Here is a 24,071-nt window from a genome sequence, read left to right on the forward strand (position 1 = left end):
CACAAACCGCCCCCCGACGCCACCAACAATTACCCCAATCTGGGGGTTTACATACCTGGGCCCGGGCGCCGGGGCCCCCCGCACCGGTCAGACGCCGGGGGTGACGGGCGAGGGCAGGCCGGCGCCGGTGAGCAGCGCGCGCAGCGGGGCGGTGTCCGGGGTGTCGGCGCAGGCAGCGGTGAGGGCCGCGTCGAAGCCGTCCTCGAAGCCGTCCGGCAGCTGGAGTTCGGCCGGTCCGGACCAGGACAGCTCCCAGCCGGCCAGGCCGGCCTCGGCCAGTGCGACGACGGTGGCGTGCCCCAGCTCCTCGCGCAGCATCGGGCGGGCGAACTCGCGGGCGGCCCGGCCGGTCGCGGCGGCGGCCTGCTCGCTCTTCGGCAGCCGGTCGGTGAACTCCCGGGCCCGGCCGGCGTCGATGCCGTCCAGCAGGCCGTGCACGGTGGGCGGCAGGCCCAGCCCGGCCAGCGCGTTCCGGGCCGGGACGGCGGCCTCCCGGGCGTGCGCCAGCATCGCGGTGCGGACCAGCTCGGGCCACTCGACCCGCTGCTTGCCGGACGCCTCCGGGATCAGCGTGACGACCTCCAGCTCGGCGAGCACCCGCTCCGCGTCGCGCAGCAGTGCCAGGGCGGGGCCGGTGGCACCGGCGCCGCGCCCGTCCTCGGGCAGTTCCTCGATCGCGGCGACCCGCAGGTGGATCGGCGGGTGAGAGTCGTACGGGTCGGGCGTCTGCTCGGGCAGCTCCAGCGCGTGCTCGGCCAGCTCGGCCCGGCGCTTGGGGTCGCTCAGCAGGTGGGCCAGGCCGCCGAAGACCTGACCGGGCGGCGGGAGCAGGCCGGCGTCCCAGCCGATGGTGGCGTAGCGGTTGAGGTAGAAGTCCTGGGCGGCGTCCAGGGTCGGGATCCGGCGCAGCGCGGAGGCGGTGGCGTCGCGGCCCGCGAGCTGGGCGGCGACCCGGTCGGCCGCGTACTCCTGGCGGCGGCCGACCGCCTCGGAGACCCGGAAGTAGAGCTTGGCGTAGAGGGTGAAGAGCTTGGCGAGGACCCGGTCGACGCCGCCGCCGGCCTGCTCGCTCGACGGCTTGCGGCCCTTGGCCAGCCGCTTCTCGGCCTTGGCGGCGAGCTTGGCGGCCTCGCCGGCCTGGTGCTGGTCGGCGCGCTGGTGCAGTCCGCCGATGGTGTTCAGGATCGCCCGGCGTCCGGCGACGGTGACGGCGGCGAGCTTGACGTCCCGGTTGCTGTAGTGGCCGAACTCGTGCGCCAGGACGGACTCCAGCTCGCCCTCGGTGAGGCCGAGCAGCAGCGGGGCGCCGATCACCAGGTGGCGCTTGCCGGGGATCAGGCCGAGCAGCCTGGTCTCCTCCCGGACGCCCGCGTTGACCTCGGGCACCAGCCGGATCTCGGCCGGGCCGCGGACGCCGGTGCGCTCGGAGATCCGGTCGACCATCGCCCAGAGCTCGGGCTGCCGGTCGCGGGTGAGCAGCACGCCGGGCAGTTCGCCGTCGTCCTTGCGACGCCGGGTCAGGAACACCACCCGGACCACCGGGTAGCCGATCGCGACGCTCAGCGCCCAGACCTTGGCCAGCGCGGGGCTCAGCTTGCCCGCGGCCTGGTAGAGGGCGATGTCGAGGGCGAGCAGGCCCCCGAGGATGCCGAGGGCGAGCAGGTAGAAGCCGGCGAGCAGGGCCACGGCCGTGACGGCGCGGCCGGATGTGCTCATGGCGGTGGAACGCTGGGGCGCGCCCATGTGATGGTCCTCCCCCTGGGCGCGCCGACGGGGCGACGCGCGGTCCTTGCATGGTGAACGGGTGTACGACGAGTGAAGATCGTAGCGGTCGCCAGAAGGCCTTCGCACCAGGGTTTCCGCCCCCGGAACACCGCTCCCACCTGCGGGTTCACGGCGGCTTCCGATTCGTGCGGGCTTGCGGGGATTCGTTGACCCGGATCGGCCGTGGTGGCCGAGAGTAACAATTCGGCACACCCGCCGCCGGACCGGGCCGGAGTGCGGCAACGGTGTGAATCCGTGGCACCGAGGGTGCACCGGCCGGGCGCGAACGCGGGCGGCTGCCGATGCTGGAGGCATGTCCCATCACCTCAGCGGCCCGAACCTCCGCTCCCCCCTGGGCGACGCCCGGCTCGACATGACGGACCTGTTCGCCTTCGCCGTGCCCGGCAGCCGGACCGTCCTGATCCTCGACGTCAACCCGGTCGCCCCCACCGGCGGGGACGCGTTCCACCCGGACGCCGTCTACCGCATCAACGTCGACACCGACGGCGACCACCGGGCCGACGTCGCCTACAGCTTCGTCTTCTCCCGGCCCGAGAACGGGCGGCAGACCGTCACCGTCCGACGGGCCACCGGCGACCGGGCCCGGGCCCACGAGGCCGCCGGGCAGGCGCTGTTCACCGACGTACCGGTGAACTTCGGCGCCGAGCACCCGGCGGTGGAGTCCGGACCGTACACCTTCTACGCCGGCTTCCGCAGCGACCCGTTCTTCGCCGACCTGGACGGCATCGTCGCCAAGTTCCAGTGGACCGGCGTGGATTGGGGCGCCGACAAGAACGTCCTCGCCATCGTGCTGGAGGTGCCGGACGCCGACCTCGGCCCGCACCCCGAGATCGGCGTCTGGGGCCGGGTCAGCCTGCGCCGGGACGGGCGGCTGACCTCGGTGGACCGCGGCGCCCACCCGTCCCTGACCGCCTACTTCAACGCGGAGGAGGTCAAGGACGCCTACAACGCCGGCGAACCCGCCGACGACTGGGCCACCTACCGCGAACCCTGGTCAGCCGTCCTCACCCACTTCGGCGACTACGACCCGCAGGCCGCCGAGCAGACCCTGCGCACCGTCCTGCCCGACATCCTGCGCTACGACCGCAGCAGGCCCGCCGCCTACCCCAACGGCCGCACCCTCACCGACGACGTCACCTCGGCCCGCCTCACCATGCTGACCGGCGGCAAGGTCCCCACCGACCACATCGGCCCGCACACCGACCTGCTGCCGCACTTCCCCTACCTCGGCCCGCCGCACGCCAACTGACCGGCACCGCACGGGCGGAGGCCGGCGGTCAGCGACCGGTGACCGCGATCGCCTCCCGAACGGTCAGCAGGCAGGGATCGCAGTACCGGTCCGGCACCTCCGCCCCGGCGCCGTCACCGGCCGGGACCACACGGCGGGACGGCTCCAGGAACCGCCCGCACAGCGACGCCGTCGCGTCGTCCTTCGCCACCACGTGCCACACCACGGCGGACGGTGACTCCGCCGGGTCGTGCTCGGCCCACATCTCGTACACGGCGACCTCCGGGGTCTCGGGGCTCGGTCACCCCATGCAAACCCGGGACACCCCGGTCGGCCACCGGGCCGGACCCGGTGGGATGGCGGCCGCGCCCGGGGGAGGGGACACCCCCGGAGCGGGCGACGGCCCCGGGAGTACGCTCCCGGGGTGCCTTCACCAGATCTCAGGACCGATGGGCCGCCGCCGGGCGCGGACGACCCGGCGATCGTGCTCTCGGGCTACGGCCCCGTCGGCCAGGCCTATGCCGAGCGACTGCTGACCCGGGGGGACGGACTCGCCCGCGACCACGGCGTCCGGCCGAGGCTCGCCGCCGTGCGCGTCGGCTCCGCCCAGGTGCTGCTCCGCGACGACGGGCCGGTCCCGCCGCGTACGGAGTGGGAACCGCTGCCGCCCCTGGAACAGACCCTCGACCGGACCGGCGCGCGGGTGCTGGTGCAGGCCCTCCCGTCCTCCCCGCAGGCGCGCGAACAGGCCGCGGCGGAGGCCGTCCTCGCGCTGCGCCGCGGCGTCCACGTCGTCACCGCCACCAAGAGCCACCTGCTGAGCCACTGGAGCGAACTCGGCGAGGCCGCCCGGGCCGGCGGCAGCCTGATCAGGATCTCCGGGGCCACCGGCGCCGCCCTCCCGACGGCGGACCTGGCGCGCACCGGGGTGCGCGGGCTCGGCTGCCGGTCGATCCGGGCCTGCCCCAACGGGACCGCCACCTTCGTGCTCGACCGCCTCGCGGCGGGCGACCCCCTGGAGCGGGCGATCGGTGAGGCGCAGCGGCGCGGCATCGCCGAGGCCGACCCGTCCGCCGACCTCTCCGGCGCCGACGCCGCCACCAAGGCGCGGCTGATCGCTGCCCTGCTCTGGGGCTGGGAGCCGTCGGCCGTCCGGGTCGAGGCGGAGCCGGTGGACGCCGGGGCCGGCCGGGCGGCGGTGGCCGCGGCCGCCCGTGGGCGCCGGGTGCGGGCGGTGGCGAGCGCGAGCGCGGACCGTCCGCTGGTGGTCGAGGTCCGGTTGGAGGAGACGGCCCCGGGCGACCCGCTGTATGCGCTGGCCGGCCCGGAGAAGGCGGTCGTCTACGGCTGCCCCGACGCCGGTGACATCACGGTGAGCGGCGGCCGCTCCAGCCCGCTCGGGGCGGCGCTCGCGCTGCTGCGGGACACCCTGGACGTGACGGTGCCCCGGACGTTCGGCTTCGGCTGAGGGCCCGCGCCCGGGAGGGCCCGTGCCCTCAGCCCCCGGCGGCGGCCCGCTCCACCGCCCGCCGGGTGCCCGGGTCCGCCGGGTGCCGGGCCACCAGGTGCAGCTCCGGATCCTCGGCCGCGATCAGCTTGGCCTGGCGGAAGGTCAGGAACCCCAGCCCAGGGTGGTCGAAGCGCTTGAGCGCCGGGGTGAAGCCCGCCACGTCGTGGCGTTCCCAGCGGGCGGGGAAGCCGGGGTCGGCCGTCGAGACGTCCGCGACGATCTCGGCGAAGCGCGGGTCGCCGGGGTGGCGGTCGGCGGAGGCGCGGAACTGGGCCAGCACCGCCCAGGACTCCGCCTCCCAGTTCTTCAGGATCGCGCGCATCGGCGGCCAGCCGAAGTACAGCCAGATCATGTTCCGCCGCTGGACCGGGAGTTGATCGAGCCCGTCGTACAGGGCGGCCTCGGAGTCGTTGTGGGCGAGGACGTCCCAGTGCCGGTCCAGCAGGCACGCCGGGACGGGGGACAGGGCCGCGACGGTGGCCCGCAGGTGGTCGCCGACCGCCGGGCAGCCGTCGGCCGCCGGACGCGGCGCCGCGTCGCTCTCGCCCGCCAGCTCGAAGAGGTGGCGCCGCTCGGCCGCGGTCAGCCGCAGGGTGGTCGCCAGCGCGTCCAGGACCTGACCGGACGCGGCGATCGGGCGCCCCTGCTCCAGCCGGGAGCACCAGGACACGCTCACCCCGGACAGCAGCGCCACCTCCTCGCGGCGCAGCCCGGGCGTCCGGCGCCGCGGACCCCCCGTCAGCCCGACCTCGTCGGGGGTCAGCCGCTCCCGGCGGGAGCGCAGGAAGGCACCGAGCGCCGCCCGGCGCTGCACGTCACGATCGTTCATGGTGGGCCCCAGCCTACGGACCCGGCCCCCGGCACCCGATCCGGCCCAGCCTGTCACTCCCACTCCCAGGATGATCCGTGCACGCCTGGCGCCCGGACGGCCGTCGCGGCGCCCCCAGGATGGAAGCCATGACACAGATCGTCCCCACCGCCGAACCGGTCGCCACCCGCCCGGACACCAGGGTCCCGTTCCCGCTGACCGCCGCCGCCTTCACCGCCAACTTCGACCGCTTCGCCATCGGCCCGGTCCTGGTCACCCTCGCCGCCGCACTGCACGTCCCGCTCGCCACCGCCGTCTCGGTGGCCGGCGGCTACGCCCTCGCCTACGGACTGTCACAACCGGTCTGGGGCGTGCTCTCCGACCGGATAGGCCGGCTGCGGGTGATCCGCACGGCCCTGGCCGTCGCCGCGCTGGCCGGCCTGGCCTCGGCCGCCGCACCGAACCTGACGGTGCTCGCCGTGCTGCGCGTCGTCACCGGCTTCGCCTTCGGCGCGGTGGTCCCGTCCTCGCTGAGCTTCGTCGGCGACGCGGTCGGCCCCGAGCGCCGGCAGGCCGCACTCGCCGACCTGATGGCCGCGCTCGGGCTCGGCAGTGGACTGGCCGCCCTGTTCGCCGGAGTGGTCGCGAACTGGCTGAACTGGCGCCTGGTCTTCGTAGTGCCGGCGCTCGCCGCCGCGACGGCCGTGTTCGGGCTGCGCGGGGTCGCCGAGCCGCCGCGCGCCCCGGCCGGGAGCCTGGCCACCCAGCTCGGCGCGGTGCTGCGCAACCGGTTCGCCTACCTGGTCGCCGCGCTCGGCGTGGTCGAGGGCGCCGTGCTGCTCGGCGGGCTGACCTTCGTCGCCCCGGCGTTGGAGCACCGGGGCCTGTCCGACGCCGCGGCCGGCGCGATCACCGCCCTGTACGGCGTGGGGACGCTGGTGTTCACCCGCGCCGTCAAGGCTCTGACCGGGCGGATCCCGGCGCACGGCCTGGCCGCGATCGGCGGCGCCTTCGTGCTGGCCGGGTACGGCGCTGCGGCGGCCGCCCCCGGGGTGTGGACGTACGCGCTGGTCGCCACCCTGCTCGGCGCGGGCTGGGCGTTCCTGCACACCACGCTCCAGTCCTGGGCCACCTCGGTGGTGCCCGAGGCACGCGGGACGGCGGTCTCCTGCTTCGTCGCCGCGCTGTTCGTGGGCAGCGCCCTGGGCGCCTCGCTGGGCGGCGGACCGGCCGGCCAGGGGCGGTTCGAGCTGCTGTTCGGGGTGGCCGCCGTCGCCACCGTGCCGCTGACGGCGGCGGTGGTGCTCGGGCGGCGGCGCTTCACCGCCCAGGGCTGAACCCCTGGGCCGCGCGACGGGGCTCAGCGGGCCCGGAGGAGGGCCTCGCAGGTCGGGCAGCGCCGGTCGGCCAGGGCGGGCGGGTACCAGGGCTCGCCCGGGCGGGTCGGCCGGTAGTGGGAGTGCTCCATCGGGTCGGTGTCCAGGCCGCACAGGGTGCGCGGGAGCGGGTCCTCGGGCACGTCCGGATCGCCGCCCGCCGCGTGCACCGCGAGCACGGCCGGCTCCACGCCGTCCGGCCCGGGGGCCCCGTCCGGTGCGGGCTCCAGTTCGAACAGGACGATGATCGCCGTCATGTCGGGTCGCCCGGCCGCTCAGTGCTTCCGCTTCGCCAACCACTCGGCCAGCACGGCGGCCTGGCTGTGGTCGACGTCCCTGGTCGCGGTCAGCAGGGTGAGCGCGTCGTGGGCGGCCAGCTCGCGCAGGTGCCCGACGGCCTCCCGGTGGTCCGCGTCGCGCAGCTCGGCGAGGTAGCGGCGGCGGAACTCGGCGAAGCGCTCCGGATCGTGGCCGTACCACTGGCGCAGTCCGGTCGACGGGGCGACCTCGCGCAGCCACTCGTCCAGGTGCGCGGCCTCCTTGGTCATCCCGCGCGGCCAGACGCGGTCCACCAGCACCCGCTGCCCGTCCTGCGGCGAGGCGTCCTCGTAGATCCGCCGGTAGCTGATCTGTGCGGCCATGACGGCGTCCTCCCGGGTCGGTGTGCGGCTGGGGCTGCTCACACCAGCGTGTGCCCGGAACGGGCCGATCCGCACACCGACGGCGCGGGCCCTGGGGGCGCCCCCGGCGTGCCGCCCCGGGGCACCGGCCCACCGCCACTAGGGTCGCTCCCGGTGCGCGGGGCCGAGCACGCCGGGGAGGACGAGGGGCCCGGGGCGCTGCCGGGGGGTGTCATCCGGCCCGGCTGCGGAGGTTCCATGAGTGCGCCCGACACCACCGCCGACACCGTCGAGGACAGCGCTGAGGACGCCGCCGCGCCGCCGCGCGTCCGGCCGCGGGTCCGGCGGGGCGGCAGGCTGCTGCACTGGCTGTTCACCACCGACCACAAGGTGATCGGCAACCTCTACCTGGCGACGGCCTTCGGCTTCTTCCTGGTGGGCGGCCTGCTGGCGCTGCTGATGCGGACCCAACTGCTGGGCCCGGACACCGGGTTCCTGTCGAACCAGCAGTACAACCAGATGTTCACCATGCACGGCACGATCATGCTGCTGCTGTTCGCCACCCCGACCTTCGCCGGCTTCGCCAACGCGATCATGCCGCTGCAGATCGGCGCACCCGACGTCGCCTTCCCCCGGCTGAACGCCTTCACCTACTGGGCCTTCCTGCTGGGCGGCCTGATGGTGCTGAGCGGCTTCCTCACCACGGGCGGCGCCCCCGCCTTCGGCTGGTTCGCCTACGCGCCGCTGAACGGCCCGGAGCACTCCCCGGGCACCGGCCCGGACCTGTGGGCACTCGGCCTGGTGGTGGCCGGGCTCGGGACGATCCTGGGCTCGGTCAACTTCATCACCACCATCACCTGCCTGCGGGCCCCGGGCATGACGCTGTTCCGGATGCCGATCTTCACCTGGAACGTGCTGTTCACCTCGATCATGGTGCTGCTGGCCTTCCCGGTGCTCACCGCCGCCCTGCTCCTGCTGGAGGCGGACCGCAAGTTCGGCGCCCACGCCTTCGACCCGGCCAACGGCGGGGCGCTGCTGTGGCAGCACCTGTTCTGGTTCTTCGGCCATCCGGAGGTGTACATCGTCGCGGTGCCCTTCTTCGGTATCGTCAGCGAGATCGTCCCGGTCTTCAGCCGCAAGCCGCTGTTCGGCTACTACGGGATGATCGGCGCGACCATCTCGATCACCTCGCTGTCGATGTCGGTGTGGGCCCACCACATGTTCGCCACCGGGCAGGTGCTGCTGCCCTTCTTCTCGTTCATGTCCTTCCTGATCGCGGTGCCCACCGGGGTGAAGTTCTTCAACTGGGTCGGGACGATGTGGCACGGCTCGCTGTCCTTCGAGACCCCGATGCTCTGGTCGATCGGCTTCCTGGTGACCTTCCTGTTCGGCGGTCTGAGCGGGGTGCTGCTGGCCGCCCCGCCGATCGACTTCCACGTCACCGACAGCTACTTCGTGGTGGCCCACCTGCACTACGTGCTGTTCGGCACGGTCGTGTTCGCGACCTTCGGGGGCTTCTACTTCTGGTGGCCGAAGATCACCGGGAAGCTGCTCGACGAGCGGCTCGGGAAGCTGCACTTCTGGATCCTGTTCGTCGGCTTCCAGACCACCTTCCTGGTGATGCACTGGCTGGGCGCCCAGGGCATGCCGCGCCGCTACGCGACCTACCTGGCCGTGGACGGCTTCACCACCCTCAACGTGGTCGCCTCGATCGGCGCCTTCCTGCTCGGGACGTCCAACCTGCCGTTCTGCTACAACGTCTGGACCACCACCCGGCACGGCGTCCGGGTCGGCCTGGACGACCCGTGGGGCTGGGGCCGCTCACTCGAATGGGCCACCTCCAGCCCGCCGCCGGAGCACAACTTCCTGGTGCTGCCACGGATCCGCTCCGAGTCGCCGGCCTTCGACCTGCACCACCCGGAGGTCCCGGCCGAGGCGCCCGGCTCCGCGGCGCTGCCGGGCGGTCGGAGCGGACGGGGGGACGCGCGATGAAGGCCGAGGGCCGACTGTTCGCCGTCCTGACGGCGTTCTTCGCGGTGACCGGGCTGGTCTACGGGTTCTGGGCCCGGGAACCGGCCGGCAAGGCGATCCTGACGGTGGCCTTCCTGATGTCCGGACTGGTCGCGCTGTTCTGGTTCGTCCAGCACCAGCGGGGCGGCGGCGGACGGCCGCAGGACCGCGAGGGGGCCGAGATCGCGGAGAGCGCGGGGCCGTCGGGCTTCTTCCCGGCCCGCAGCGGCTACCCCGTGCTCACCGCGGCGGGCCTGGCGGTCTTCGCGCTGGGCCTGGTGTTCGCCCGCTGGCTGATCGTCGGCGGGACGGTGCTGCTCGGGTTCGCCGTGTTCGGCTTCATCTTCCAGTACCACGACCGCGACGACGACGGGGCCTGACCGCGCGGAGCAGCCGGCCGAGCGGCCCGCGTCCCGTCCGGGGCGCGGGCTCCTCGACGGCCTGCCGTGCCGGGTGGGCCGGGGCGGTGAGCACGGCCGCGACGGCTCGGGCCTCCGGTTCGGTCGCGGGCAGCTCGACCCGGTCGCCGTGGTACCAGGCGCCGAGCGCGGCCCGGGCCCGTTCACCGCGCGGGGCGCCGGGCAGCGGCTCGGCCGGCCGCGGGGCGTCCCGCACCAGCAGCACGTACCGCTCGGCGGCCGGCACCGGCCTGCGCCGCCCCTCGAAGCCGCCCTCGATCGACTGGTCGATCCGGCCGGTCGGATCGCCCGTCAGCAGCCGGGCGCGGTCCCTGGCCTGCAGCGCCAGGCAGAGCCACCGGGTGAGCACGAAGGCGAGCACCGGCGCCAGGACGAACGCCGCCCGTAGCACCCAGGTCAGCGAGTTGACCGAGACGCCGAAGGTGTAGGCGATCACGTCGTTGCCGCCCGCGATCAGCAGCACGGCGTACACCGTGACCCCGGCGACCCCGAACGCGGTGCGGACCGGCTTGTTGCGCGGCCGGTCGCACAGGTGGTGCTCGCCGCCGTCCGGGGTGAGCCAGCGCTCCACGAAGGGGTAGGCGTACAGCGCCCCGAACAGCAGCCCGGGCACCACCAGCGCGGGCAGGAAGGCGTTCCACGAGATCGTGTGCCCGAGCACCCCGGTCTCCACGGCCGGCATCAGCCGCAGCGCCCCCTCGATGAACCCGATGTACCAGTCCGGTTGGGCGCCTGCCCCGGCGATGTCGGGGCGGTACGCGCTGTACCGCCAGATCGGGTTGATCTCGGCGAGCAGCGCGGACAGCGCGAGCAGGCCGCCGAGGGCGAAGCCCAGGCCGGTGGTGCGGGCCAGGAACTGCGGGAAGAAGGGGTGCCCCACCACGTTCCGGTTGGTCCGGCCCGGCGCCGCCCACTGGGTGTGCTTGAGGACCACCACCAGGGTCAGGTGCGCCCCGACCAGCGCCAGCAGCAGGCCGGGCACCAGCAGGATGTGCACGGTGAACAGCCGCGGGATGATGACGTGCCCGGGGAACTCGCCGCCGAAGGCGAAGAAGCTGAGGTAGCTGCCGACCAGCGGCACCGAGAGCAGCACGCCCTCGGCGATCCGCAGCCCGGTGCCGGACAGGCTGTCGTCCGGCAATGAGTAGCCGGAGAACCCCTCCAGCAGGGCGAGGTTGAACAGGGTCACCCCGATCACCCAGTTCAGCTCGCGCGGGCGGCGGAACGCGCCGGTGAAGAACACCCGCAGCAGGTGGACGCAGATCGAGGAGACGAACAGCAGGGCTGCCCAGTGGTGGATCTGACGGACCAGCAGTCCGCCGCGCACCTCGAAGCCGATCCGCAGGGTCGAGGCGTAGGCCTCGGACATCCGCACCCCGCGCAGCGGCAGGTAGGAGCCCTGGTAGTCGAGCTCGGCCATGCTCGGGGTGAAGAAGAAGGTGAGGAAGACCCCGGTCAGCAGCAGCACCACGAAGCTGTAGAGGGCCAGTTCGCCGAGCAGGAAGGACCAGTGGTCCGGGAAGACCTTGCGGAGCAGTTCCCGGGCCGCTTCGGTCAGCGGGAGCCGCCCGTCGACGGCCCGTACGGCGCGCGCCGATGTGTCCTGGTAGGGGGCGCGGTCCGGAGACGGCTGGTGGCCCTGGTTTCCGTCCATAGCGGGCAACCTAGTGCGAAACGGTCCATCCGGGTGTGCAGGGCGTGACGATCCCTCCGTCACGGGAAGGCGGAGCACCCTGTCGGAGCAACGGGAGGATGCTCAGTGCACGGAGTGGCCCGCGCCGCCGGCCACCGTGACGTCGGTGCCGCTGATGTACGAGGCCAGCGGCGAGGCGAGCAGGGCGATCACCGGGGCGACCTCCTCGGGGCGGCCCATCCGGCCCAGCGGGACGCCGCGCCGGTGCACCCAGCCGGCCGACCACTGCTCGTACGGCTCCGTACTGCCGGAGGCGGAGTGGACGGCCCGCTGCCGCTCGGTGTCGATGATGCCCAGGCTGACGGTGTTGACCAGGATGCCGTCCGGGGCGAGCTCGGTGGCCATCGAGCGGGCCAGGCTGGCCAGCGCGGCCCGGGCGGCACTGGCCGTGACCAGGGCGGGTTCGGGCTCGCGGCCGATCAGGGCGCCGATCAGCACGACCCGCGCGGCGTCCGAGCGGCGCAGCCAGGGCAGCGCTGCCCGCACCGGGTGCACGGCGCCCAGCAGCTTGCTCTCCAGGTCCTGCTGCCACTGCTCGGGCGTGGCGTCGGTGAAGGTGTTGGGCCCGCCCTCGCCCGCGTTGGCGACCACCGCGTCGATGCCGTCCAGCCGCCGGGCGGCCTCCTCGATGAACCCGGCCACGGCGGGCTCGTCCCGGACGTCGCAGGCGTGCAGGTAGAGCGCCTGGTGCCGTTTGTGGTGCCGTCCGGCCCAGGTCCGGGCCAGCCGCCGGCCGTCCCGCGCGCAGGTCGCCACCCGGGCGCCCTCGGCGAGCAGCAGGTCGACCGCCGAGCGGCCGACCCCGGAACTGCCCCCCGTGACCACCACCGTCCGACCTGCCAGCTTGAGGTCCATGCCTTGGGAGGCTAGCGGCCGGGGACCGGCGGTGCATGTCGGCCGGTCACCCCCAGTAACCGACGTGGATCGCCGAGGCCTCCTCGTACAGGAACGGCCCGGCCACCTCCACCGTGTTGCCGCCGGCCGCGAACACCGTGCGGCAGGGCAGGTCGAGCACCGGCTCGTCCGGGTCCACCCCCGCGATGGCGTTCAGCTCGGTCGCTGCCAGCGCGTAGACCACCCGCCGGATGCCGCTCCAGTAGATCGCCCCGGCGCACATCGCGCACGGCTCGGTGCTGGAGTAGAGGACGGCGTCGGCGAGTTGGTGCGGGGCCAGGGTGCGGGAGGCCTCGCGGACCAGGTTGGTCTCCGCGTGGGCGGTGACGTCGTGGTCGGTCAGCACGGTGTTCTCGGCGGTGAGCAGGACCGCCCCGGCGGGGTCGGTGAGCAGCGCACCGAAGGGGTGGTTGCCGTGGGCCCGGGCGGAGGCGCCGAGTTCGATGGCGGCGAGCAGGTGGGCGGGGGAGTGGTCGGCCATGACGGGTCTCTCCTCGGGCGGTGCGATCGGCGGGGTCAAACGTATACCGCCGAGGAGGATCCGGTGAGGCCGGGGACGCGGCCGGTCAGGGCCCGGCTAGGGCGCTCCGCGCGAGCGGTGGTCGCGCAGCTCGGAGAACACCGCCCAGGCCACCGACACCACCGGGACGGCGACCACCGCGCCCAGCACCCCGGCCAGCACCGCGCCGCCGATCACCGACAGGGCGATCGCCACCGGGTGGATCCGCACCGACCAGCCCAGCACCAGCGGTTGCAGCAGATGCCCCTCGATCTGGCCGATCACCACGATCAGCGCGAGCACCAGCAGCGCCACCACCGGCCCGCGCGCGGCCAGCGCGACCAGCGCGGCGACCGCCAGCGCGATCGGCGAGCCGATCAGCGGCACCAGCGCCGCGACGAACTCCAGCACCATCAGCGGCAGCACCAGCGGCACCCGCAGCAGGGCCAGGGCGATGCCGACCAGCACCGCGTTGGTCGCCGCCACGATCAGCACCCCCCGGGTGTACCCGGCGAAGTTGCGCCAGGCGGTGCGTCCGGCCCGGCTCCAGACCGGCCGGGCCGCGGCCGGGAGCTGGTGCTCCGCCCAGCTCCACATCCGGTCCCCGGAGTGCAGGAAGAACACCGAGCAGAACACGGCGAGGGCCAGCCCGGTGACCAGCTCGACGGCCCGGCTCGCGCCGCTGAGCGCGGTGGTCAGCAGGGCCGAGCGGTGCGCCGCGATGAACGCGCCGACCTTCGTCCGCAAGTCCGTGACGGTACCGGCCCGCAGATGGAAGGGGGCGCCGGTGAGCCAGCGGTCGATCCGGCCGAGCCCGCCGCGCAGCTCGTTCCCCAGCCCGTTCCACTCGTCGGCGACGTTCGTTCCGACCATGGTGAGCACCCCGCCGACGACCGCGACCGCGCACACGAAGGCCAGCAGGACGGCGAGCGGGCGGGGCAGTCCCCGGGCGAGCAGGTCGACCAGCGGGCGCAGCACGGAGGTGATCACCAGCGCCAGGAACAGCGCGATCACGGGCACTTGCAGCTGGCCGAGGACCCCGACCAGCAGATAGCCGGCCAGCCCGAGCAGCCCGAGCCGCCAGGCGTACCCGGCGGCGGTGCGCAGCCCGGCCGGGACGTGCTCCCGGGGTACCGCCGTAGGGGCCCGGCGCAGCACCACCCGGGGCGGGCGGCTGCCGAGCGGCCGTGGGGCCGGGCGGCGCCTGGTCTCGGGACGGTGGTCCGGGGCGGGCATGCCTTCAGCGTCTCCCGGGTCCGGGGGGTCGCACACCTCGGGGGGCGCTGCGGTGGCCCGGCCGAATAACCGGTGCGCCCGGGCGGTGGTCACCGGTACGGTCCGGGCGTGAGCCGTCGAACGCCCCCGCGCGGAGTACGACGCCCGGCAGGCGTGGACCCCGGTCGAGGACCGCGACGTCCGCTGGGAGGGGCCGGGCCTGTGTCTCGGCGACCTGGGCGGGGTGTACCTGTTCGAGTGCCACGGCTGCCCCGGGCGGCCGTTCGTCCACCGGTACGACGCCTGACGGCTACCCCGCCGGTGCGCGGTAGCGGTCGGTGTCGGCGAGCCAGGCCTGGAAGCCGTCCGCCCACTGCCGGAGCGCGGTGGCGCGCCGCGCCAGCAGTGGATGGGGCGGGTGGCCGGTCAGGCCCTCGAAGCGGTCGCGGCGTTCGGCGATCCGGTGCCGGACCAGCTCGGCGGCCTCCTCGGGCGGGCGGCCGGTGTGGTGGGCGAGGACCAGGACCAGGTTGTGGACCTCGCCGCAGGCCTGCTCCTTGCGCCAGGAGGCCAGGTCGTTGGTCCAGTTGATGACGTCCCCGGCGGCCGCCAGCAGCTCCAGGTGCCAGGGGTGCTCGAACAGCCCGTCGGGCAGTGAGCGGTCGGCCAGGTGGTCGGCGAAGTCCAGGTCCTCCCGCACGCCGCCGGTGACCCGGCGGAGGGCGACGTACTCCGGCAGCGTCGGGATCCGGCCCCGCCGGCGCTGCCCGGACTCCATGGCGAGGGCGTCGAGGTACTCGCGCAGGTGCCGGACGGTGCGGTGGCGGACGGCGGCGGTCATGGTGGCGAAGGTGCGGTGCCACAGGTCGTCCAGGGCCCGGGTCATCGGCTGGAGCCGGACGGGAGCGTGGCCGTCGACGGGAGCGCGGCCCTCGACGATCGCGGCGAACTCCGCGAGCAGGCCGCTCGTCCGCCGGACGCCCGGGGTTCCGGCCTGGCCGGGCACATGGGCGCCGGTGTCCAGGTGGTCGTCGAGCACGAAGGCCCAGGCGAACCAGTCCGCCAGCACCGGCAGCGACTCCTGCGAGGCCTCCGGGTGGGTCCGGGCGGCCAGCGTCCCGAAGCGGGCCCGGCGGAACCGCTCGGCCGTCTCCGGGCCGGACAGCAGGCCGTACCGGGTGCACCAGTCCAGGGTGTGGGCGTCCGCCTCGGCGGCCCACCGGGGCACGGGGACGGCTGTGGTCACTGGTTCCTCCACCCGACGTCGGTGACCCGACGTGATGATCTCGGGGCGCAAAGTAGCGCGTCCGGCGCGGTCCTGCCAAGATCCGGCCGACGGGAGGGCGGGATTCCGCTGTTCAGTGGCGAGTTGACGGCGGGCCGGGTGGTGGTGCCTCGTCCGCCCAGGCCCGGGAGAGGCGCAGCGGGCCTCCCCGCCCCGGGCCTCCCCGCTCCGAGGCGCCGGACGTCAGCCGGGCGGCATCCGGACACCTCCGGCGCGGAGCTTGGCCTCGGTGAGCGCGGTCAACCGGGCCGCGACCGGGGCCTGCTCCGCGCGGTGGCCGTCGATCAGCCGGTACTGGGCCGCAGCCCTGGCCCACACCCGTTGGTCGGCCTGGTCCCCCAGCCGGGCGGGGTCGGCGAGGTAGTGGTCGGCCATGGCGGTCGCGAGTTCCTCGATCCTCGGGTCGTCCGGCGCCCAGTTCTCGGCTTCCTGGCCGCGCCTGGTCAACTCGACGAACTCCGGTTCGTCCAGCCGCTGTTCGAGCTGGCCGAGGAAGGCGTCGAAGCCGTCCGGGACCAGGGCCCGGGTCAGCACCAGGGCCTCGCGCTGCGCGGCCACGTAGTCGGCGTCGAGGCCGAGACCGGGCATCCGGTCCAGCAGGGCGCAGGCGCGGTCGGGCAGCAGGGCCCGGTCGCCGTCGGCGAGCCGCTCCAGGGTGTTCCGGCGGGCGGTCAACTCCTCGATCCGCTCGGCGAGTTGCCGTGACACCTCGGCGAGTGCGGCGTCGAACCGGGCGCCGTCGGCGTCGAGCATCGGCCCGATCTCGGCCAGCGGCACGCCCGCGCCGGCCAGCGTCCGGACCTGCACCAGCTGCAGCAACTCCGCGGAGCCGTAGCGCCGGTAGCCGGAGGCGTCCCGTTCCGGCTCGGCGACCAGGCCGAGCTTGTGGTAGTGCCGCACCGTCTTCACCGTGACACCGACGAAGGCCGCGGCCTGTCCGATCGTGACTCCGTTCCTCATCGGGCCAGCTTGCCTCATCGGGCCGACCCGCCGCGCCTGTTGCAGAACACCGCGTCGAGGAAGCGCTGCTGGGCGGCCTGGAACGCCGGGGCGATCGACATCGCGGCGTCGTCCACCCAGGTCAGTCCGGCGGTGAGGGTGGTTCGGCCGTCGGGGGAGCCGTACATCATCGCCGCCGAGCCCATGGTGGCGCCGTGGTGGTGGAAGACGGTGCCGCCGGGCGTCTCCTGGGCGAACACCCCCAGGCCGTAGCCGGCCGTCGCCTCCGGGGTGCGCATCTCGGCGAGCAGGTCGGCGGGCAGCAGTCGGCCGCCCATCAGCGCGGAGAAGTAGGTGTGGAGGTCGCGGGTGGTGGAGATCATGTCGCCGCCGGCGCCGACCCAGGACGGGTTCTGCCGGGTGACGTCGACCGTGTGCTCCTGTCCGGCGTCCTGGTAGCGGTAGTAGCCGTGGTTGTGCGGCTCGGGCAGTTCCGGGGAGGCGCCCGGCGCCACCGTGCCGGTCAGTCCGAGCGGGTCCAGCACCAGCCGCCGCAGCTCCTCGGCGAACGACCGGCCGGTGACCCGCTCGACCACCAGCCGGGCCAGCACGTAGTTGGTGTTGGCGTAGCTCCAGCCCGTACCCGGCGCGAACCGGGCCGGCCGGGACAGCGACAGCCGGACCAGTTCCTCGGGCGGGTAGGTCCGGAACCGGTTGTCCACCCACTCCTTGCCCTGCCAGGGCACGCCCAGCACGATCGTCCCGTCCTCGTAGAGCTCGCCGGTGTGGTTGAAGATCCCGGTGGTGTGCTGGAGCAGCATCCGCACGGTGATCCGCCGGTCGAGGCCGAAGCCGGGCAGGAGGTCGTCGACCGTCGTGTCCAGGCCGAACCTGCCCTCGGCCACCAGCGACAGCACCGTGGTGGCCACGAAGCTCTTGGTGCTGCTGCCGATCCGGAAGTGCCCGTCCGTCACCACCGCGCCGTCCCGGCCCGACTCCCGCACGCCGCCGCCGCCGACCCACTCGCCCCGCTCGTCGTTCACCCGCAGCTGCACCCCGAGGAAGCCCGCCCCGACCAACTCGGCGATCGCCTCGCGCAGTTCCGGACGGTCCTGCCGCTGACCCGCAACCCTGCTGGACATGCTGTTCCTCCATCTCGTCGGCGCCCCGACCGGGCGTCGTGCCGTTGCGAGGAGCCTCCACCCTGCCCCAGGGTCAACCTCAACTGTGATCCAGGTCACCCCGATGGGCCCGGCCGGCCGGGAGGCGCATCGGCCCGGGGGCGTACATCTCCGGGCCGATGGTCCGTCGGGGAAATGGGCCGTGGAGCCGATGCGGGGCGGGGTGGCGGTGCGGCAGGGTGGGGCGCATGATCAAACGTCAACTTCGGTACGGACGAGGGCGCTTGGGCTCCGGCCTGGCCTCGCTCGCGCTGGCCTCGGTCACCGCCGGGCTGCTGCCCGGTTCGGCCGTCGCCGCCGAGGACTCCGACCTCGGCGGCCGGGACGGCTACTCGGCGCAGATCCGGCGGACCGAGTACGGGATCCCGCACGTGCTGGCGCACGACTTCCGGGGGCTCGGCTACGGGTACGGCTACGCCTTCGCGCAGGACAACCTGTGCCAACTCGCGGACGAGGTGGTGACCCTGCGCGGGGAGCGGTCGCGCTGGTTCGGCGCGGACGCGAACACCCCGGGCGGCGGCGGGAACCTCGCCAGCGACACCTACCACCAGGGGCTGCGGCGGGCCGGTACCGTGCGGAAGCTGCTCGACCGGCCCGCCCCGATCGGGCCCACCGAGGACCTGCGTCGGATGGTCGAGGGGTACGCGGCCGGCTACAACCGCTATCTGCGCGACACCGGGGTGAACGGGCTGCCCGACGCGAGCTGCCGGGGCAAGGAGTGGGTCGGCCCGATCACCACCGAGGACCTCTGGAACCTCATCTACGAGGTCAACGGGAACGCGGGCATCGGCAACGTCCAGGACGCGATCGCCGCCGCGACCCCGCCGGGAACCACCGCGCCCACGGCGGCGGTCCGTACCCCGAAGCGCCCGTCCGACGGCGCCGAGAACGGCCCCGACCTCGGCAGCAACGCCTGGGCGCTCGGCCGCGACGTCACCCGGGACGGCCACGCCATGCTGCTGGCCAACCCGCACCTGCCGTGGGTCGGCGGCCACCGCTTCTACCAGGTGCAGCTCACCATCCCCGGAGTGCTGGACGTCTCCGGCGCCGCGCTCTACGGCACGCCGGTGATCGAGATCGGCCACACCCGCGACCTGGCCTTCACGTCGACGACCAGCTACGCCGACCACGGCTCCCTCTACCGGCTCGCCCTGGTGCCCGGCGACCCGACCAGCTACCTGGTGGACGGCAAGCCCGAGAGGATGGGCCGCCAGGACGTCCCGGTCACCGTCCGGGGCGCCGACGGGAGCCTGTCCACCGTCACCCGCACCCTCTACACCTCCCGCTACGGCCCGGTGCTGGCCGACCGCGACGCGGGCATCCCCTGGACGGACACCCAGGCCTACGCCTTCCGCGACGCCAACGCCGACAACCTGCGCTCGATGAGCGAGTGGCTGGCGCTGGACCGCGCACAGAGCCTCGCCGAGCTGAAGCAGGCCCAGGACACCTACCAGGGCGTCCCGTGGAGCTACACCTTCGCCACGGACGTCAGCGGCGCGACGTACTTCACCGACGCCTCCGCCGTCCCGCACCTCACCGACGAGCAGCTCGCCCGCTGCACGGTGGTCCCGGGCCACGACCTGCCCGAGATCCTGGACGGCTCCACCACCTCCTGCGACTGGGGCAGCGACCCGGACGCCGTTGTCCCCGGCCTGTTCGGTCCGGCCGCGCACCCGAAGCTCGACCGCACCGACTACGTCGCCAACTCCAACAACGACCCGCACTTCACCAACACCGCCGCCCCGCTCGGCGGTTACCCGGACGTCTACGGGACGGACCCGCGGCTGAGCCCCCGGGCCCAGCTCGGGCTGCGGATGATCGCCGACCGCCGGGACGGCACGGACGGCCTCGGCGCGCCGGGCTTCACCCTGTCGACCCTCCAGGCCGCCATGTTCGGTGACCGCGAGCAGAGCGCCGAGATCGCCCGGGACGACGCGGTCGCGATGTGCCGGGCCAACCCGGTGCTGACCGCCGGGGACGGCAGCGCGGTGGACGTGGGCCGGGCCTGCGAGGTGCTGGCGGCCTGGAACACCCGGACCGACGACACCGGGCACGGCGCCGTCCTGTGGCAGGCCTTCTACCTCGGCCTGTTGGGCCCGAACCAGGTCTGGAAGGTGCCGTTCGACCCGGCCCGGCCGCTGACCACCCCGCGCGGACTGGACGGCGACAGCCCCGACGTCCGACGGGCCCTGGCGGACGCGGTGCGGAAGCTGGGCCGCGACGGCACCGCGCTGGACGCCACCATGGGCGACGTCCAGCGCTGGGCGGGCATCCCGCTGCACGGCTGCGGCGACGCCACGGGCTGCTTCAACGTCGTCTCCGGGGGACCGAAGTCGGGCAGCACCGGCGGCAGCCTGCCGCAGCCCGGCACCGGCGCGCGCGGCTCCAGCTTCGTCATGGCCACCGAGCTGACCCCGCAGGGCCCGCGCACCCGCACGGTGCTCACCTACGGCGAGTCCGTCGACCCGGCGTCCCCGCACTACACCGACCAGACCAGGCTGTTCGCGCGGAAGCAGTGGGTGGCGGAACGGTTCACCGAGGCCGAGATCAAGGCCTCCCCGGCCCTGGAGACCACCCGCCTGCGCGGCTGATCCCCGACCGCCGGCGGCCGGACCCGCGCACCGGGGTCCGGCCCCCGGCTCGGCCCAGGGGTTTACCGACGGACGTTCGCACACATCACTTCCCCATGACCAGTGACACGGCCCACCGGGCGGACGGCACGGCACGAACCTTCTACAACACCCCGGAGACGGACGAGTTCTACCGGCTGACCTGGGGCGGCGAGAACATCCACCTCGGGATCTACCGCGACGGCGACGAGACCATCCGGCAGGCGGCGCAGCGCACCGTCGAATCCGCCGCCCGCAGCGTCGAGGAGGGGCTCGACGAGGCGAGCGCCGTCCTCGACCTGGGCTCCGGGTTCGGCGGTGCGGCCCGCCACCTCGCCTCCACCTACGGCTGCCGGGTCGTGGCGCTCAACATCAGCGACCGGCAGAACCGGGGCCACCGCGCCCGCAACCTCGAACTCGGGCTCGACTCCCGGATCCAGGTGGTGACCGGCTCCTTCAACGACATCCCCGCCGCCGACGGGAGCTTCGACGTGGTCTGGTCGCAGGAGGCGTTCTGCCACAGCGGCGACCGCGCCCGCACCCTCGCCGAGGCCGTCCGGGTCCTGCGGCCGGGCGGCCACCTGGTCTTCACCGACCTGATGGCGGCCTCCGACGGCGACCAGGAGGCGCTGCGCCCGTTCTGCGAACGGCTGCGCATCGGCGACCTGGCGACGCCCGACTTCTACCGCGCGCGGCTCGCGGGGCTGGGGCTCACCGAGCCGGAGTTCCAGGACCTCTCCGCGCACGTGCCGGTCCACTACGCCCGCCTCCAGGAGGAAGTCGGCCGCCGCGCCGAGGAGTTGGCGGACCGGGCCGGGGCCGACCAGGTGGCGCGGCTGCGGACGAACCTGGACCACTGCCTGGAGGTGTGCGAGGCCGGACTGCTCTCCTGGGGCCTCTTCCACGGCCGCAAGGCCGTGCGCTAGGACCGGACCCACCCGGGTGGCGGGGCGGCGTCCCACCCGGTGTCCGTGGTCCTCCCCGGTCGGTGGTTTCCGGAAAGCCCGGACGAGTTCGTACGGAAGTCCATGGTGGGTCCTCTCCTGACGGGTGGCCCGTCGATCGGGTGGATGCGAAGGGACTCTAAGGGTGGGAAAGCCGGTGCTCCGAGCGAATTGAGGAAGATTTGATCCGGGCACCGGGGTGGGCACCCCTTTGCCTTTCTCTCTGATGTGCGAATTCCGTTGGCGTTCCCCGGAGTGCCGATTTCCCGCTCTGGCAATGGTGCGGGCGGTGCCTCCGGGGGTGCCTCCTCACCTGGCGAATTCTTGACCTCCGTTTCTAGGATCCGGTGTCGAAGCCGATTCACGGTTCCCGAAGATTCCAGAGACGGTTCAAGACTGCATCCATGGCGCACCCTCTCCACCTGCTGCGTTCCGCGGAGGGACTTTCCCATTCCGAATACGCCCGCGACGGTTCCCGCCTGCCGCGGACCCCCCGGAGCCCGTGGTGAGCGAACCGCTGCCGGGCCCGGGTGCCCGGGCGTCGGCCGGATCCGGCGGGGAGCCGGCGCACACCAACCCGCTGATCCGGCTGCGGACGGGGATGGGCCTGTCCCAACCCGAGTACGCCAAGCTCATCGCGCGCACCCACGGGGCCCTCGCCCTCGGGCAGTTGGCCGCACGTCGGGAACTGGTCGCCCGCTGGGAATCGGGGCGCGCCATCCCCGTGCACACCGTCCAGTTGGCGATGGCGCACGTCCATGACGTCCCCGCCCGCGATGTGCACCGGCTCGGCTGGCCGCACTGGCTGCACCTGGCCGGCGGTGGGGCCGCCCCGCTGGACCGGCCCTACACGGACCACGGGGCCGTCCTCGCCCTGCGCGCCGCCGTGCACCCGCCCGGGGGCGCCGGGTCGCCCGGACTCAGCCTGCGCGGGCGCGCGTTGGCCGATCAACTGGGCGAGGCCCTGCGGGGGCTGGCGGAGGCGGGGCGGCCGGACGGCGGCTCCCCGCCGGAGGCGCCGCCGCAGGGGAGGGAGGCGCCGCTGCGGTGGATCGAGGCCCGCACCAGCGCCCTCGAACAGCACGAGCGCGGCACGCTGCTGCCGCCCGCCGTCCTGTACGGCGCGGCCGAGGCCGAGCACCGGCTCGTCGTCGACCACCTGCTGGCCGGTTCCGGTGGCGGGCCCCCGGCGCCGCCGCGGCTGTTCCCGCTCGCCGCCCGCACCGCCCTGCTGTGCACCTGGCTCAGCAGCGCCGTCGGCGAGGAGACCAGGGCCGAGCGGCACAACCTGGCCGCCCTCCGTGCCGCCGTCGCCTCCGGCCGGCGGACCGCCGTGGCCACCGTGCTGGCACAGCTGGCCACCCGCCACCTCCTGGCAGGCGACGCGGCCGATGCCCGGACGGTCGTCCGGGCCGCCCGCGCCGCCGATCCGCGCCCGGAGCCGGTCGTCGCCGCGCTCCTGCAGACCAGGGAGGCGCTCGCCCTCGCCCGCCTCGGGCGGCCCGCCGAGGCGGCGCGGGCGCTGGACCACGCAGCCGACGCCCTGGCATCGTCCGACGGACGGCACCGGCCGGGCTTCCCGTTCGCCGTCGACGGGCGCCACCTGGCCGTCGCCCGCGCCGAGAGTCACCTCCTCGCGGGCGCGCCGGACCGGGCGGAACCCCATCTGGCCGCCCTGCTGGACGAGTTGGACGGCCCCGAGCCGGTACCCGCCCCGCCGCTCGCCGGGCGGATGCTGCTGCTCGCGGTCGACACCTACCTCGCGCTCGGCCGGGCCGACCAGGCGGCCCGGGCCACGCACTGCGCGGTCACCCTGACCGGCACCCTGCCCCCGGGCCTGGCCCGGCAGTACCACCGCCGGCTCGCCGCCCACCAGCACGCACCCGTGATCCGGGGCGCCCTGGAGTGTCTGGCGGACGCCGGACCGTGAGCGTCGACGGCGGGACGGCGAGCCGCCCGGGGGAGGAGGGGCTCAGCGCTTCGGGATCGGGCCCAGGTAGGTGCCGCCGGAGGCATCGATGGTCTGGCCGGTCACCCAGCGGCCCTGCGGGCCCGCCAGGAAGCCGACCACGTCCGCGACGTCCTCCGGCAGGCCGATCCGGCCCAGCGCGGTCATCGACTCCAGTTCGGCCAGCGCCTCCGGTACGCCCGTGCACTGGGAGGTCATGTCGGTCAGGATCACGCCCGGATTGACGGTGTTGACGGTGATCCCGCGGTGCCCGAGCTCGTTGGCGAGCGGGGCGGTGAGGGCCACCAGCGCCGTCTTGCTGATGGTGTAGCCGAGCTGGAGCGAGGAACCGATCCGGACGGCCGCCGAGGCGATGTTCACGATCCGTCCGCCGTCCCGCAGCAGCGGCAGGGCCCGCTGGGTCACGAACAGCGGCGCGCGCACGTTGATCGCCATCACCCGGTCGAACTCCTCCTCGGTGATCTGCTCGATCGAGCCGATCAGGTGGATGCCGGCGTTGTTCACCAGGATGTCCAGACCGTCCTCGCCGTGCTCCGCCAGCCCGGCGGTGAGGCCCTCGAACAGTGCGTCCAGCGCGTCGCTCGCGCCGAACCGGGCCCGCACCGTGAAGGCCCGGCCACCGGCCTTGGCGATCAGCCCGACGGTCTCGGCGGCGGCCTCCTCGTCGCTGCCGTAGTGCACCGCGACCAGCGCGCCCTCGGCCGCGAGCCGCAGGGCGACCGCCCGGCCGATCCCGCGCGATCCGCCCGTCACCAGTGCCGTCCTGCCGTCCAGTTCGCCCATGGTCGCCGCTCCTCCCGTACCGCCGGTCGGGTCCGGGACCGGCACCGGGTCGTCCGGCCGGGTGCCGGACGACCTCTGATACCTGCCCGGCGCCGCCGGGCTGATGCCTCGGCCGGGGCTCGTCGACACCGGGTCGAGGTCCCGTCCGGGAACGCTCGACGCCGGGTGTGCCCCGCCGGGTGGTGCGCACACACTGTCGGAACGTTCCACGGCCCCACGCTTCCCCCGGGGGGCCGGGGGCGGGGGGCGCGGCGCCCCCCCGCCCGCGCCGCCCCCCCCGGGCGGGGGGGGGGGGCGGGGTGGG

The 24,071-nt window shown here is 74.4% G+C and carries 21 protein-coding genes; 8 read left to right on the plus strand and 13 right to left on the minus strand.

Features of this window, described 5'->3' with window-relative positions; all coding sequences use genetic code 11:
* Window positions 1-87: 87 nt before the first annotated feature.
* The gene (locus tag ABTZ03_RS23420; protein WP_350514997.1) at window positions 88-1,716 is read right to left on the minus strand and encodes a M48 family metalloprotease; all 1,629 of its coding nucleotides are present in this window, start codon (window positions 1,714-1,716) and stop codon (window positions 88-90) included.
* Between the two features lie 361 nt (window positions 1,717-2,077).
* Here ABTZ03_RS23420 and ABTZ03_RS23425 point away from each other — a divergent pair, with 361 nt between their 5' ends.
* Window positions 2,078-3,034 carry a DUF4331 family protein gene (locus tag ABTZ03_RS23425; RefSeq protein WP_350514998.1) on the plus strand — a complete coding sequence of 319 codons (957 nt, stop codon included), beginning with the start codon at window positions 2,078-2,080 and terminating at the stop codon, window positions 3,032-3,034.
* Window positions 3,035-3,062: 28 nt separating this feature from the next.
* Here the strand turns inward: ABTZ03_RS23425 and ABTZ03_RS23430 are convergent, their stop codons facing one another.
* A complete protein-coding gene (locus ABTZ03_RS23430; RefSeq protein ID WP_350514999.1) occupies window positions 3,063-3,287 on the minus strand; it encodes a hypothetical protein in 225 nt (74 codons plus the stop codon).
* A 150-nt stretch (window positions 3,288-3,437) separates the two neighbouring features.
* On the opposite strand from ABTZ03_RS23430, the gene ABTZ03_RS23435 reads away from it, so the two are divergent.
* Window positions 3,438-4,481, plus strand: coding sequence for a homoserine dehydrogenase (locus ABTZ03_RS23435; RefSeq protein ID WP_350515000.1), 1,044 nt, complete (start codon window positions 3,438-3,440; stop codon window positions 4,479-4,481).
* 28 nt (window positions 4,482-4,509) lie between these two features.
* Here the strand turns inward: ABTZ03_RS23435 and ABTZ03_RS23440 are convergent, their stop codons facing one another.
* The gene (locus ABTZ03_RS23440) at window positions 4,510-5,352 is read right to left on the minus strand and encodes a helix-turn-helix transcriptional regulator (protein ID WP_350515001.1); all 843 of its coding nucleotides are present in this window, start codon (window positions 5,350-5,352) and stop codon (window positions 4,510-4,512) included.
* Between the two features lie 128 nt (window positions 5,353-5,480).
* Between ABTZ03_RS23440 and ABTZ03_RS23445 the strand changes: the two genes are divergently transcribed.
* Window positions 5,481-6,668: an MFS transporter gene (locus ABTZ03_RS23445; RefSeq protein ID WP_350515002.1), complete on the plus strand. Its 1,188-nt coding sequence runs from the start codon at window positions 5,481-5,483 to the stop codon at window positions 6,666-6,668.
* Between the two features lie 23 nt (window positions 6,669-6,691).
* Here the strand turns inward: ABTZ03_RS23445 and ABTZ03_RS23450 are convergent, their stop codons facing one another.
* Both ABTZ03_RS23450 and ABTZ03_RS23455 read right to left on the minus strand, forming a co-directional pair.
* Complete coding sequence (locus ABTZ03_RS23450; protein ID WP_350515003.1) at window positions 6,692-6,964, minus strand: hypothetical protein; 273 nt, start codon at window positions 6,962-6,964, stop codon at window positions 6,692-6,694.
* Between the two features lie 18 nt (window positions 6,965-6,982).
* On the minus strand, window positions 6,983-7,348 hold the full coding sequence (locus ABTZ03_RS23455) for a DUF488 domain-containing protein (RefSeq protein ID WP_350515004.1): 366 nt from the start codon (window positions 7,346-7,348) through the stop codon (window positions 6,983-6,985).
* Window positions 7,349-7,585: 237 nt separating this feature from the next.
* Between ABTZ03_RS23455 and ctaD the strand changes: the two genes are divergently transcribed.
* A complete protein-coding gene (ctaD, locus tag ABTZ03_RS23460; protein WP_350515005.1) occupies window positions 7,586-9,319 on the plus strand; it encodes an aa3-type cytochrome oxidase subunit I in 1,734 nt (577 codons plus the stop codon).
* Window positions 9,316-9,717 (plus strand): aa3-type cytochrome oxidase subunit IV, encoded by a 402-nt coding sequence (gene ctaF / locus ABTZ03_RS23465; protein WP_350515006.1) that lies wholly within the window; start codon window positions 9,316-9,318, stop codon window positions 9,715-9,717. Before ctaD ends, ctaF begins: the two co-directional genes overlap by 4 nt.
* Here ctaF and qcrB read toward each other — a convergent pair.
* The 7 genes from qcrB to ABTZ03_RS23500 all read right to left on the minus strand — a co-directional run bounded on the left by qcrB (window position 9,677) and on the right by ABTZ03_RS23500 (window position 17,423).
* Complete coding sequence (qcrB, locus tag ABTZ03_RS23470; protein WP_350515007.1) at window positions 9,677-11,410, minus strand: cytochrome bc1 complex cytochrome b subunit; 1,734 nt, start codon at window positions 11,408-11,410, stop codon at window positions 9,677-9,679. The two genes, ctaF and qcrB, sit on opposite strands and share 41 nt — an antisense overlap.
* Window positions 11,411-11,512: 102 nt before the next feature.
* Entirely contained in the window at window positions 11,513-12,304 is a 792-nt protein-coding gene (locus ABTZ03_RS23475; RefSeq protein ID WP_350515008.1) for an SDR family oxidoreductase, read from the minus strand.
* A 46-nt stretch (window positions 12,305-12,350) separates the two neighbouring features.
* Window positions 12,351-12,824, minus strand: coding sequence for a nucleoside deaminase (locus ABTZ03_RS23480; RefSeq protein WP_350515009.1), 474 nt, complete (start codon window positions 12,822-12,824; stop codon window positions 12,351-12,353).
* 96 nt (window positions 12,825-12,920) lie between these two features.
* Window positions 12,921-14,078, minus strand: coding sequence for an AI-2E family transporter (locus tag ABTZ03_RS23485; RefSeq protein WP_350515010.1), 1,158 nt, complete (start codon window positions 14,076-14,078; stop codon window positions 12,921-12,923).
* Between the two features lie 289 nt (window positions 14,079-14,367).
* Window positions 14,368-15,303, minus strand: coding sequence for a terpene synthase family protein (locus ABTZ03_RS23490; RefSeq protein ID WP_350515011.1), 936 nt, complete (start codon window positions 15,301-15,303; stop codon window positions 14,368-14,370).
* A gap of 222 nt (window positions 15,304-15,525) precedes the next feature.
* On the minus strand, window positions 15,526-16,302 hold the full coding sequence (locus ABTZ03_RS23495; RefSeq protein ID WP_350515012.1) for a MerR family transcriptional regulator: 777 nt from the start codon (window positions 16,300-16,302) through the stop codon (window positions 15,526-15,528).
* 14 nt (window positions 16,303-16,316) lie between these two features.
* Entirely contained in the window at window positions 16,317-17,423 is a 1,107-nt protein-coding gene (locus ABTZ03_RS23500; RefSeq protein ID WP_350515013.1) for a serine hydrolase domain-containing protein, read from the minus strand.
* A gap of 263 nt (window positions 17,424-17,686) precedes the next feature.
* Here ABTZ03_RS23500 and ABTZ03_RS23505 point away from each other — a divergent pair, with 263 nt between their 5' ends.
* The 3 genes from ABTZ03_RS23505 (at window position 17,687) to ABTZ03_RS23515 (ending at window position 22,945) form a co-directional block, all read left to right on the plus strand.
* Complete coding sequence (locus tag ABTZ03_RS23505) at window positions 17,687-20,053, plus strand: penicillin acylase family protein (RefSeq protein ID WP_350515014.1); 2,367 nt, start codon at window positions 17,687-17,689, stop codon at window positions 20,051-20,053.
* Window positions 20,054-20,148: 95 nt separating this feature from the next.
* Entirely contained in the window at window positions 20,149-20,997 is an 849-nt protein-coding gene (locus ABTZ03_RS23510; protein WP_350515015.1) for a methyltransferase domain-containing protein, read from the plus strand.
* 523 nt (window positions 20,998-21,520) lie between these two features.
* Entirely contained in the window at window positions 21,521-22,945 is a 1,425-nt protein-coding gene (locus tag ABTZ03_RS23515) for an NsdA family TPR-like regulatory protein (protein WP_350515016.1), read from the plus strand.
* Between the two features lie 42 nt (window positions 22,946-22,987).
* Here ABTZ03_RS23515 and ABTZ03_RS23520 read toward each other — a convergent pair whose 3' ends face one another.
* The gene (locus ABTZ03_RS23520; protein ID WP_350515017.1) at window positions 22,988-23,767 is read right to left on the minus strand and encodes an SDR family NAD(P)-dependent oxidoreductase; all 780 of its coding nucleotides are present in this window, start codon (window positions 23,765-23,767) and stop codon (window positions 22,988-22,990) included.
* Window positions 23,768-24,071 lie beyond the last annotated feature (304 nt).

This window comes from Kitasatospora sp. NPDC096077 (assembly GCF_040303245.1).
Lineage (GTDB): Bacteria > Actinomycetota > Actinomycetes > Streptomycetales > Streptomycetaceae > Kitasatospora.